Origin of the sequence: Bacillus pumilus (assembly GCF_009937765.1) — a bacterium.
Classification (GTDB): Bacteria; Bacillota; Bacilli; order Bacillales; family Bacillaceae; genus Bacillus; species Bacillus pumilus_O.
Window position 1 is genome coordinate 2,025,058 of sequence record NZ_CP047089.1, and the last position, 12,577, is coordinate 2,037,634.

A 12,577-nucleotide genomic window follows, 5' to 3' on the forward strand; every position below is an offset into this window, starting at 1 on the left:
CCCCTTTTTTATAATGAGAGTAACGATTGGTTCTCTTTTACAGGCGTACTAGTGCCAGTTTCATAAGCCTCACGTTTCATCCATATAATGAATGGAGAGGCAATGTGCTGCTGAACTGGTCTAAGCTTCTTTATTGATGAAAACGGATACATGGGGGCGGGAAGATGAAAATACATGAGCAGGCTCAAAATCTTCAGGCAAAAGATGATCAGTTGATCTGGCACCATATGAAAGGGACAAACAAGGACAATGAAAGTATGGTCATTCACGAGGCAGAAGGCGCATGGGTGACAGATATTCATGGGAATCGCTGTTTAGACGGGATGTCAGGTCTTTGGTGTGTAAATGTCGGATATGGCAGGAAAGAGCTTGCAGAAGCGGCGTATAAGCAATTAAAGACAATGCCTTACTATCCGCTCACACAAAGCCACGTACCGGCGATTCAGCTGGCTGAAAAACTAAATGAGTGGCTTGGCGGTGATTATGTCATCTTCTTTTCTAACAGCGGTTCTGAAGCCAATGAAGCCGCATTTAAAATGGCCAAACAATATCATGCGCAAAAAGGAGAGAGTACAAGGACAAAATTCATCTCTCGGTATCGGTCGTATCACGGCAATACAGCAGCAGCTCTTGCCGCAACCGGTCAAGCGCAGCGTAAATATAAATATGAACCATTAGGTCAGGGTTTTATTCATGTCGCACCGCCTGATATGTATCGTCACCCTGAGGATCAAGAGAATCTGGCAAGTGCAGCAGCAATAGATCAAGCCATGACGTGGGAACTAAGTGAGACGATAGCTGGGGTCATTATGGAGCCGATCATTACAGGCGGAGGTATCCTAATGCCGCCAAAAGGGTATTTGAAGAAGGTCAAAGACATCTGTGAATCCCATGGAGCGCTTCTCATTGTAGATGAAGTCATCTGCGGATTTGGCCGGACAGGGAAGCGGTTTGGTTTTATGCATGAGGAAGTAAAGCCGGATATTATCACTATGGCAAAAGGGATCACAAGCGGCTATTTACCGCTTTCTGCAACGTGTGTGAAACGAGAAATCTATGAAGCCTATGCAGGAGAAGATACGTATGACAGACTGCGCCATGTGAATACATTTGGCGGTCATCCTGCTTCCTGTGCGGTGGCACTTGCCAACCTAGAGATAATGGAAAACGAGCAATTAGTGGAACGGTCCGAGACGCTCGGCCGAGATATGCTTGAACGTTTGCAAGAGTTAAAAGAACACCCATTTGTCGGAGATGTCAGAGGAAAAGGTTTGCTGTTTGGCATTGAGCTTGTTCAAGATCAACAAACCAAGAAACCAGCTGAACCTCATGTCGTTGGTCAATTGATTGCTGAATGTAAAAAACGGGGGCTGATTATCGGGAAAAATGGGGATACAGTGGCCGGCTTTAATAACGTTGCCCAGCTTGCACCGCCGCTGAATATAACAGATGATGACGCCTCATTTATCATCAATACATTAAAAGAAAGCATGGCACAGCTATAGCAGAGAGACTTCTCTGCTTTTTTTATGGAATAAAGGTTTGAATTTCATCATTTTGAGTTAGTTATAGGAAGAAGATGCGAGATGAAAGCGGTATTGGGCACACTACGTGTATTGAAAAATAGAAGAGTTTCTATTACTGTTAGGAGAAGACACTTTTGAAGGAGACGGCTTATGAGTTTTCATGATCAACCCATTTTACCTGCTGTTCGCAATATGAAGCAATTTGAGGAATTTTTAAAAAGTCCATTTACATATGGTGTTTTACTTGATGTTCACTTAGGCCGGCTGAAGGGCATCATGAATGAGGCAAATGCTCATCACAAAAAAATGTTTGTCCATGTCGATCTTATTCACGGGATTAAACATGATGAGTATGGGACCGAATTTATTTGTCAGGAAATGAAGCCAGCAGGAATTATTTCTACTAGGTCTTCTGTCATAGTAAAAGCCAAGCAAAAAAAGGTATACGCCATTCAGCGAATGTTTTTACTTGATACGAGCGCCATGGAAAAAAGCATGGAGTTCGTTGGGAAACATCGTCCGGATTTTATTGAAGTATTACCGGGCGTCGTGCCAAATTTAATTACAGAAGTGCGTGAGCGAGCTGGGATCCCGATTTTTGCAGGCGGATTTATCCGTACAAAAGAAGATGTAGAAAGAGCGCTTGAAGCAGGCGCTACAGCTGTGACGACCTCAAATACCACCCTTTGGAAAGCGTTCCAAAAGTGACAAGATAAAATGTGAATATTTATTGACAACGTTTTCATCCTCTGATACTATAGCACTAAGTTAATATCATGTGATGGAGAAACGGAGATCCACAACAACGCTTTACTAGGTGACAAATGACCCTGATGTAAAGTATGTTTGTTGTGGATCTTTTTCTTTATCTTTTCTACACATTCATAGGGGATGGCAACTGAACCAGAGGAGGAATTTTTCATGACACCATTTTGGGGAGAAGTCGTAGGTACAATGCTGCTCATTATTTTTGGAGGCGGCGTGTGTGCGGCAGTTAATTTAAAGAAATCACTCGCATATCAATCCGGTTGGATTGTAATCGCTTTCGGATGGGGATTTGCAGTAGCTATTGCAGCATATGCAACTGGTGGAATCAGCGGAGCGCATTTAAACCCCGCACTCACCATTGGGCTTGCGCTAGAAGGAAGTTTTCCTTGGGCTGATGTTCCAATGTATATTGTTGGTCAAATGCTTGGCGCATTAATAGGGGCTACTATTGTCTTTTTACATTACTTACCGCACTGGAAAGCAACAGATGATCCAGGTGCAAAACTAGGTGTATTCTCAACTGGTCCTGCGATTCCGCATACTTTTGCAAACGTACTTAGTGAAGTCATCGGTACATTTGTATTGGTTCTAGGAATCTTAGCGATTGGTGCAAATAAATTTGCAGACGGAGTCAATCCGCTGATTGTTGGTTTCTTAATTGTTGCAATTGGACTTTCTTTAGGTGGAACAACTGGTTATGCAATTAACCCTGCTCGTGATTTAGGTCCGAGAATCGCGCATGCGATCTTGCCGATTCCAGGGAAAGGCCCATCGAACTGGAAGTATGCTTGGGTACCAGTCGTTGGTCCAATTTTAGGCGGCGCATTTGGCGGTGTTTTCTACAATGCAGCCTTTAAAGCGAACGTCACTCCAGCCTTTTGGATTGTAAGCGTTATTTTGATTGTGGTATTGTTAGGACTCTATGTCTCTACGAAAAACCAAACAAATGCTGTAAATGAAAGTATGTAAGGGGAGGAAAACATCATGACAAAAGAAAAATATATTCTTGCATTAGATCAAGGGACAACAAGCACAAGAGCGATCTTATTTGATCAAGAAGGCAAAATTGCACATACAGCTCAGAAGGAATTTAATCAATACTTTCCGAACCCAGGCTGGGTAGAACATAATGCAAATGAAATTTGGAGCTCTGTTCTATCAGTCATTTCAACTGCTTTAATTGAATCAGGAATTGAAGCAGATCAAATCGCTGGTATCGGAATTACGAACCAGCGTGAGACGGCGGTTGTTTGGGATAAACATACAGGCGCACCAATTTACAATGCCATTGTTTGGCAGTCAAGACAAACGTCTGGCATTTGTGAAGAGTTAAAAGAACAAGGACACAATGAAACATTTAGAAATAAAACAGGGCTTCTCATTGATGCTTATTTCTCAGGTACAAAGGTAAAATGGATCTTAGACAATGTTGATGGTGCCCGTGAGAAAGCAGAAAATGGCGACTTACTGTTTGGTACAATTGATACTTGGCTGATTTGGAAGATGACAGGCGGTAAATCACACGTCACAGATTACTCTAATGCGTCAAGAACATTAATGTTCAACATTTACGATCTGAAATGGGATGAAGAATTACTTGATATCCTTGGCGTACCGGCTTCAATGCTTCCAGAGGTGAAACCATCTTCACACATTTATGGTGAAACAACAGACTATCACTTCTTTGGCAGAAATATTCCGATTGCAGGAGCCGCGGGAGATCAGCAGGCTGCTTTATTCGGTCAGGCTTGCTTTGAAGAAGGAATGGCGAAGAACACATATGGTACAGGATGTTTCATGTTGATGAATACAGGGGAAAAAGCCATTAAGTCGGATCATGGTTTATTAACGACGATTGCATGGGGCATTGACGGCAAAGTTGAATATGCTTTAGAAGGAAGTATTTTCGTTGCTGGCTCAGCGATTCAATGGCTGCGTGATGGACTCAGAATGTTTAAAGACTCGAAAGACAGCGAAGCTTATGCAGAGCGAGTTGAGTCAACAGATGGCGTATACGTCGTTCCGGCATTCGTTGGTCTAGGCACACCATATTGGGATAGTGATGTCAGAGGCGCTGTATTCGGGTTAACACGCGGTACTTCTAAAGAGCACTTTGTCCGTGCAACGTTAGAATCACTTGCTTATCAAACGAAAGATGTGTTAGATGCGATGGAAAAGGATTCAAACATTTCATTAAAAACATTGCGTGTTGATGGTGGAGCTGTAAAGAATGATTTCTTAATGGGCTTCCAAAGTGATTTACTGGATGTGCCTGTAGAGCGTCCAGAAATTAATGAAACTACGGCACTCGGTGCGGCCTATCTTGCGGGAATAGCAGTTGGCTTCTGGAACGACCGTTCAGACATTGCAAAACAATGGAACCTTGACAAGCGCTTTGATCCTAAGATGGAAGAAGGCAGCCGTGACTCGTTATACAGCGGGTGGAAAAAGGCTGTAAAAGCAGCTCAAGCTTTCAAATAAACCAAAAGTATGATATACTTTAAGTAAGTTAATAGAACGGTTGGAGAACTGGAGAGACCGCAGGCACTGAAGTGTAGAAATACGCTTTGGGTGTTTGCGGTCTCTTTTTCTTTACCGTACAACATGGGAGGAACAAGAGATGACTTTTTCTAGCTTAGAAAGAGAACAAATGCTGCAGGAAATGACAAAAAAACCATATGATGTGTTTATCATTGGTGGGGGTATTACAGGCGCGGGTACAGCACTTGATGCGGCTTCACGAGGAATGCGCGTCGGTCTTGCAGAAATGCAGGATTTCGCAGCAGGTACATCTAGCCGCTCAACGAAACTAGTGCACGGTGGACTTCGTTATTTAAAACAATTTGAAGTAAAAATGGTCGCAGAGGTCGGTAAAGAGCGTGCCATTGTATATGAAAACGGTCCTCATGTGACCACACCAGAATGGATGCTTCTTCCGATGCATAAAGGCGGCACATTCGGTAAATTTTCAACATCCATCGGGCTGAGAGTGTATGACTTTTTAGCTGGTGTTAAGCATAATGAACGCAGAAGCATGCTAAGTGCAAAGGAAACACTTGCAAAAGAACCGCTTGTGAAAAAAGACGGCTTAAAAGGCGGCGGCTATTATGTTGAATACCGTACGGACGATGCACGCCTCACAATCGAAGTGATGAAAGAGGCTGTGAAATTCGGAGCAGAAGCGGTCAACTATGCGAAAGTAAAAGAATTTATTTATGATAAAGGCAAAGTGGTCGGTGTTGTCATCGAAGATGTCATGACGCAGAAAACCTATGATGTATATGCGAAGAAAATTGTCAATGCGACAGGTCCATGGGTCGATCAGCTAAGAGACAAGGATCACTCAAAAGAAGGGAAGCACTTACAGCATACAAAAGGGATTCACTTAGTATTCGACCAATCAGTCTTCCCGTTAAAACAAGCGATCTACTTTGACACACCTGATAAACGGATGGTCTTTGCGATTCCAAGAGAAGGTAAAACGTACGTTGGTACAACCGATACAGTGTACAAAAAACAGCTGGAACATCCGCGTATGACAAAAGCAGATCGTGACTATGTGATCAAAGCGATTCAATACATGTTCCCTGATCTCAATATTACAGAAAACGATGTTGAATCTAACTGGGCTGGTCTTCGTCCACTCATTCATGAAGAGGGCAAAGACCCTTCAGAAATTTCTCGTAAGGATGAAGTATGGACATCATCTTCAGGCTTAATCACCATTGCTGGCGGTAAATTAACAGGCTACCGCAAAATGGCTGAGCACATTGTAAATCTTGTACGTGATGGACTGAAAGAAGAAACAGGCAAAGACTTTGGACCATGTAAAACAAAGCATATGCCAATTTCAGGCGGTCACGTAGGCGGATCTAAAAATATGGCTGCCTTTGTCCAAGCGAAAACATCAGAAGGAGCAGCTGTTGGTCTAACAGAACCAATTGCTCAAAAACTGGCCGAAAAATATGGCTCAAACGTTAGCAGTCTCTTCAAGCGTGTAGATCAGCTTCAAGGTGAAGCAGACAAACGAAAGATTCCAGCGTATGTACTGGCAGAGCTTGTCTATGCAATTGAAGAAGAATTAGCTGTTACTCCTGTCGATTTCTTCTTAAGAAGAACAGGAAGCCTACTATTTAATATCAACTGGGCAAAAAAATATGCACAGCCTGTCGTTGATTATATGGCAGAGCGTTTTGGCTGGGATGAAGCAGTCAAACAGAAGCTTCAAACAGAATTAGATCAACTATTCCATGAAGCAGTTGTACCGCTTGATGCTGAATAAAAGAAAAAGCCGATCATATATCGGCTTCAGCGTGTAGACAAACCCTCGCATTCGTTGTCAGTCCTGCGTGCTGGTGCTCACGAATGTCAAATTCGCTCCGCGCCAGTACTCGTCCTTCCTAGATTGCAAAGGTTTTCTATCACGCTGAAAAGAAGACAAAGAGCTAAAATAAAGATCATTTTAGCTCTTTGTCAACAACCTGAAGCCGATCATATATCGGCTTTTTTTATTTGTTCATCATATTTTTAGATATAGCATGACATTAAGGGTGATTAGATATAAAATAAAAATAGATATTATTTATATTTGATGGAGATATATAGGAGGAAGACCATGAATTGGAAGACGAATTATGAGCGATGGATCAATGAGAAGCACCTGAATACTGAGCTAAGGGAATGGCTGGAGGCACATCAAGATGATCAACAAGCACTTGAAGACTGTTTCTACAAAAACCTTGAGTTCGGCACTGGAGGAATGCGTGGGGAGATTGGTGCTGGCACGAATCGAATGAATGTGTACACGGTTCGTAAAGCATCAGCAGGTCTTGCTGCGTATATTGCAAAACATGGGGAGGATGCAAAAAGAAGAGGCGTCGCCATTGCATACGATTCACGCCATAAATCGCCTGAATTTGCGATGGAAGCAGCTAAGACTCTTGCCGCGCAGGGCATTAAAACATACGTATTTGACGAACTGCGTCCAACACCAGAGCTTTCCTTTGCTGTTCGTGAGCTGAATGCATTTGCTGGGATTGTCGTAACAGCAAGTCATAATCCACCAGAATATAATGGCTATAAAGTATATGGAGAAGACGGCGGACAGCTGCCGCCATTTCAAGCAGATCAAGTCATTCAGGAAGTAGATGCAATAGAAAATGAACTGTCGATTTCAGTTGATTCAGAAGAAACGTTAAAACAACAAGGGCTGATCAACATGATCGGAGCAGAAATCGATCTTGCTTATATTGAAAAATTAAAAACCATCAGTGTTCACCCTGAGCTGGCAGATGAAGTCGATGTTAAAGTCGTTTTCACCCCGCTTCATGGCACGGCCAATCAGCCTGTCCGAAAAGGGCTTCAAGCTTTAGGCTATCAACATGTGACCGTTGTGCCTGAACAGGAAAGGCCAGACCCACAATTTTCAACAGTGACATCGCCAAATCCAGAAGAGCATGCCGCATTTGAATATGCTATCAAGCTTGGCGAAAAGCAGAACGCTGATATTCTTATCGCAACAGATCCAGATGCGGATAGATTAGGTATTGCGGTCAGAGATCATGATGGCGAGTTTACCGTCTTAACAGGCAACCAAACAGGAGCCTTATTGCTCCATTATTTATTGTCTGAAAAACAAAAACTTGGTCAGCTGCCGCCTCGTCCTGTTGTGATGAAAACGATTGTTACAAGTGAGCTTGGGCGTGCAGTTGCTTCCGCATTTGGTGCCCATACGATTGACACACTGACCGGCTTTAAATTTATTGGAGAAAAAATCAAGCAATTTGAAGAGAGCGGAGAATACACGTTTCAGTTCGGTTACGAAGAAAGCTATGGCTATTTGATCGGTGACTTTGCCCGAGATAAAGATGCGGTGCAAGCAGCGCTGTTAGCTGTCGAAGTCGCTGCTTTCTATAAAAAACAAGGCAAGTCCTTGTACGATGCGCTTGTTGATATTTTCAAGGAATTTGGATTTTACCGAGAAGGGTTAAAGTCGTTAACCTTAAAAGGAAAAGAAGGAGCAGAGCAAATTTCAGCGATCCTTCATACCTTTAGAACAAATCCGCCAGCTGCTATCGCGGGTCAGCGCATCACTGTCATCGAGGATTATCAATCAAGTCAAAGACATCTCGTTGCTGAAAAAAAAGAAGAAACCATTCATCTGCCAGCATCAAATGTGCTGAAATATTTCCTTGAGGATGGCTCGTGGTTCTGTTTAAGGCCTTCCGGCACTGAGCCTAAAGTGAAATTTTATATGGCTGTCAAAGGTACATCTTTAACAGATAGCGAAGAAAAGCTGAAGCATTTGTCAGAAGAAGTGATGAAAGTCGTTTATGAGATCGTGGAAGAAACAGCTAAATAAACAAACAAGGCCATCGTGTGAATGCATGATGGCTTTTTCTCCATCAAAAGGATGAGAAAAAATCATCCTTTTAGAGAAAGAACCGGCAGAATGCTCATGATATAATGAGCATAATGAAAAGAGAAGGCAGAAAATGCCGGGGGTAAACAGAATGGGAGAATATCAAGAGAAGGTTGAAACATTAAAAACGTTAAAAGAAATTGCTGAAAAGCTGAATGAAGGCACGGAAATGAAAGATACGCTTCATGAAGTGCTCCATATGCTGATGGATGTCACAGGCTTTCACTCCGCATGGATTTATTTTATAGAAAAAGACGGCTCGTACGAACTGATGGCAGAGGTTTCCTTACCGGAAGCGCTGGCAACTCATCAAAAAGAGCTCATGTGCCAAAACGATTGCTATTGCATCAATCGATACACAAAAGGTTCACTCCAATCAGCCACAAACATTATGAATTGTAAACGCATCGAAACGGCGATGAAAAAGAAACTTGGGGATACTGAAGGTATTACGCATCATGCGACAGTTCCCCTCAAAGCATGTAAGCGTACATTCGGATTATTAAATGTGGCAGCAAAGGGAAAAGTCACATTTACGCAAGAAGAATTGAACTTGCTTGAAAGCATTGCGCTTCAAATTGGTACGGCCATTCAACGGATGAAGCTTGTGCAAAACGAACATCAACATGCTCTTTTGGAAGAAAGAAACCGGCTTGCACAGGACTTACATGATTCCGTCAACCAAATGCTATTTTCTGTTAGTCTGACTGCTAAAGCTGCTCGTCAAATGACGAATGATCAGAATCTAGGGGAAATGATTGATTTTATTCAGCATTTGTCACAAGATGCCTTGGTTGAAATGCGGTCACTCATTTGGCAGCTAAGACCAAGAGGACTTGAAAAAGGATTCACAACAGGAATCCAAGAGTATGCAAAACTTTTAGGATTACGCTGTACATTATCTTTATCAGGCTGTATGGAGATGGATCATTCACAGCATGAAACGTTGTTTCGAGTATGCCAGGAAGCGCTGAATAATTGTCAAAAACATGCGGAAGTAGAGGAAGTCAAAGTTCAGCTTGAACAATCAAAAGACACGTTTGAAATGAAAATTATTGACCACGGAAAAGGGTTTCAGTATGACGAGCAAATGAACCTCCCTTCACTTGGTCTGAAAGGGATGTCTGACCGCATCAAAAGAGCGGGTGGTACATTTTGTATCGAGTCTGAACTCGGTAAAGGAACAACGATTCAAGTGAAGGTGCCATTTTCTCAAGAAAGGAAGGGGTCGTCATGAGAGTTGTCATTGCAGATGATCATCATATTGTGAGAAAAGGGCTTGTGTTTTTCCTCCAGACACAGCCTGACGTTGAAATCGTTGGTGAGGCTTCTAATGGAGAAGAAGCATTAGAAATTGTTAGGCAAACGCGGCCTGACATCGTTCTCATGGATCTATCAATGCCTGTAATGAATGGCATTGAGGCAACGAAACAAATGACGCTGGAAATGCCTGATACCCGCATTGTGATCCTGACAAGCTATGCGGATAAAGATTATGTTATCCCAGCCATTCAAGCAGGGGCAAAAGCCTATCAGCTCAAGGATGTAGCACCAGAAAAACTCCTTACGACCATGATTGACGTACAAAAAGGTACCTATCAATTAGATGGTCATATCACCAATTTTCTTGTGCAGCATTTGACTGAGCCAAAAGAGCAAAAATGGGAGTTAATGAAAGAGCTGACCAATAGAGAGCGAGATGTCTTATTCGAAATTGCAAAGGGGAAAAGCAATAAAGAAATTGCCTCATCCTTGTTTATTTCTGAAAAGACTGTCAAAACGCACGTATCTCATGTATTATCAAAGCTAGAGCTGGCAGATCGTACCCAAGCGGCTCTTTATGCAGTGGATTATCAAAAAAGTCAGCCTAAAGAGCTGCTATAACAGAAGGGAATTTAGTCGTTATGCTAAAACTTTTAAGCGCACATTCAGTTCAATGAATTGAATAAAAAGAGCACGGTAGCTGGTTTATTTAACGTGCCCTTTTGCGTGAAAAGAGAAGCATGTTCAGTCTAATTTCTATGAGATAAACGTTAAAAGACTTGATGAGTATATGCTCATCAAGTCTTTTTTTATTTTGAAGGAGGTGATAAATCGGCTGACTAAAGGTGAAATGATAAAAGGAGGAAATGAGCATGGAGACATATGAATTAGTGAGTGATTATCGCCATGATGACAAATTGAAAGAAAGCTTTAATCAGTTAGCGATCCATACATTTGATGTGGATTTTAGTGACTGGTACAAAAGAGGATACTGGGATGAGAAATATATTCCTTATTCCTTTGTCCATCACGGGAAAGTGATCTCAAACGCTTCCGTTTATCTCATGTCACTGATCATTGATGGAAAAACGTATCGAGCTGTTCAAATTGGCACGGTGATGACGGATCAAGCTCACCGCAACAAGGGATTAGCATCAAAGTTAATGCAGCACATTATGGATACGTACGAACATGATTGTGATTTGATTTTTCTTTTTGCCAATGAAACTGTACTGGATTTTTATCCGAAATTTGGCTTTACCCGTTACCACGAAAGTGAATTTAGTCTCGATATCGGCAAAAGTGCCATTCAAATAAAAAAGAACGTGCGTCTCAAGCAGCTGACATTGGATCATGACCTGCCATTACTTGAACAGTTCGCAGAAAAACGCCAAATCGATTCAATGAAATTAGATGCTAAGGATCATGGCAGCTTATTGATGTTCTACTTTACATTAGTTTGGCCGGATGCCATTTTCTATATTGAAGCGTTGGATACGATTGTTCTGATGAATGAAGAAAATGAAACCATACATGTCTTTGATATCATTTCTTCAGAGCCACAAAATATAGAGGAAGTTGTTGCACATATTGTGGGTGAAACGACGGAAAAAGTGATGTTCTATTTTACACCTGATACGTCAATTGATGGCTTACATGCGGTGATGGTGCCAAATGACGAGGATGCGCTGTTTGTTTATACAAAAAAAGATTGGGGCAAAGGCCACTTTATGCTTCCAATCACTGCGCACTGCTAAATGTATGTAAAAAGGCTGATGATCAGCCTTTTTCTTTATGTGTACATCGGTTGTGAATAAACTTCAGCAGCAGCAGCTTCTGAAGCATGGTCAATGTACTGCAAGAGCCCATATAAACATTTTTCAACATCAGCATCGTTCCGGTTAAATTGATACGCGTGTAAGAAATGCTCAATACGTTTCGAGAGCAAGTCATCTTGCGTACGTACCATAAGAATAAGTAAATTATCCCACTGCGAGCGATGCGTATAATAAAGTGCTTTATCATAATCCGCCACATTCATTAAACCTTCTCCTTTCCCTTGAGAAGTCCTCATTAGTTTGCTCGGAACATATCGACATTTTCAGGGGAAAAGTTGGTGTCCGCATCAATCGTGTACCGGGAATTATAGGCTGAATAAATGCTTCATGTATGAAAATGGATCGATCAGCAAAACATAAACAAAATATACATGAAAGTGAGATCAATGATATTATGCAGCCGAAATGGTGGGTGCCTTTTGTAGCGGCAATGGTTTTGTTTGGCAGTTTCATGATCCATCCTGCAACAAATGCAGCGACGCAGCCTGTTGAAAATTGGGAAAGACTTGCGTACACAGCGTTGCAAGAGGAATATGAAGGCGCCGCTCTAAACGATTATCAATATATCGGGCGTACACAAGTAAATGAAGATCAGACAAAGGATGTCTTTCGCGTCACCGTGAAGGAAGGCTCAGCACTTTTTGCTGCGCATGCAGAAATCTATTTTCACCCGATCACCGGTCATTTGATTAGTATTAACGTTTTCCGGCTATAAAAAAAGCACCTCTTTATTAGAGGTGCTCCAGCGTGTAGACAAACCC

11 protein-coding genes are annotated in these 12,577 nt (G+C 42.1%); 10 read left to right on the forward strand and 1 reads right to left on the reverse strand.

The window, feature by feature from the left end; genetic code table 11:
• Positions 1-164 precede the first annotated feature (164 nt).
• The 9 genes from GPS65_RS09925 to GPS65_RS09965 all read left to right on the forward strand — a co-directional run bounded on the left by GPS65_RS09925 (position 165) and on the right by GPS65_RS09965 (position 11,735).
• Positions 165-1,505, forward strand: coding sequence for an aspartate aminotransferase family protein (locus GPS65_RS09925; protein ID WP_012009398.1), 1,341 nt, complete (start codon positions 165-167; stop codon positions 1,503-1,505).
• A 171-nt stretch (positions 1,506-1,676) separates the two neighbouring features.
• Complete coding sequence (locus tag GPS65_RS09930) at positions 1,677-2,234, forward strand: glycerol-3-phosphate responsive antiterminator (RefSeq protein WP_012009399.1); 558 nt, start codon at positions 1,677-1,679, stop codon at positions 2,232-2,234.
• 213 nt (positions 2,235-2,447) lie between these two features.
• The gene (locus tag GPS65_RS09935; RefSeq protein WP_012009400.1) at positions 2,448-3,263 is read left to right on the forward strand and encodes an MIP/aquaporin family protein; all 816 of its coding nucleotides are present in this window, start codon (positions 2,448-2,450) and stop codon (positions 3,261-3,263) included.
• A 15-nt stretch (positions 3,264-3,278) separates the two neighbouring features.
• Positions 3,279-4,775 carry a glycerol kinase GlpK gene (gene glpK / locus GPS65_RS09940; RefSeq protein ID WP_012009401.1) on the forward strand — a complete coding sequence of 499 codons (1,497 nt, stop codon included), beginning with the start codon at positions 3,279-3,281 and terminating at the stop codon, positions 4,773-4,775.
• Positions 4,776-4,914: 139 nt separating this feature from the next.
• Positions 4,915-6,576 (forward strand): glycerol-3-phosphate dehydrogenase, encoded by a 1,662-nt coding sequence (gene glpD / locus GPS65_RS09945; protein WP_012009402.1) that lies wholly within the window; start codon positions 4,915-4,917, stop codon positions 6,574-6,576.
• Between the two features lie 333 nt (positions 6,577-6,909).
• Positions 6,910-8,655, forward strand: coding sequence for a phospho-sugar mutase (locus GPS65_RS09950; RefSeq protein WP_144456172.1), 1,746 nt, complete (start codon positions 6,910-6,912; stop codon positions 8,653-8,655).
• Between the two features lie 151 nt (positions 8,656-8,806).
• Positions 8,807-9,952: a GAF domain-containing sensor histidine kinase gene (locus GPS65_RS09955; RefSeq protein ID WP_041815320.1), complete on the forward strand. Its 1,146-nt coding sequence runs from the start codon at positions 8,807-8,809 to the stop codon at positions 9,950-9,952.
• Complete coding sequence (locus GPS65_RS09960) at positions 9,949-10,599, forward strand: response regulator (protein ID WP_003212112.1); 651 nt, start codon at positions 9,949-9,951, stop codon at positions 10,597-10,599. The genes GPS65_RS09955 and GPS65_RS09960 overlap by 4 nt, the downstream gene beginning before the upstream one ends.
• A gap of 251 nt (positions 10,600-10,850) precedes the next feature.
• A complete protein-coding gene (locus GPS65_RS09965) occupies positions 10,851-11,735 on the forward strand; it encodes a GNAT family N-acetyltransferase (protein ID WP_041815322.1) in 885 nt (294 codons plus the stop codon).
• A gap of 35 nt (positions 11,736-11,770) precedes the next feature.
• Here the strand turns inward: GPS65_RS09965 and GPS65_RS09970 are convergent, their stop codons facing one another.
• Positions 11,771-12,019: a YhdB family protein gene (locus tag GPS65_RS09970; RefSeq protein WP_024425297.1), complete on the reverse strand. Its 249-nt coding sequence runs from the start codon at positions 12,017-12,019 to the stop codon at positions 11,771-11,773.
• Positions 12,020-12,147: 128 nt separating this feature from the next.
• Between GPS65_RS09970 and GPS65_RS09975 the strand changes: the two genes are divergently transcribed.
• Positions 12,148-12,531 (forward strand): YqzG/YhdC family protein, encoded by a 384-nt coding sequence (locus tag GPS65_RS09975; protein ID WP_012009408.1) that lies wholly within the window; start codon positions 12,148-12,150, stop codon positions 12,529-12,531.
• Positions 12,532-12,577: the final 46 nt, after the last annotated feature.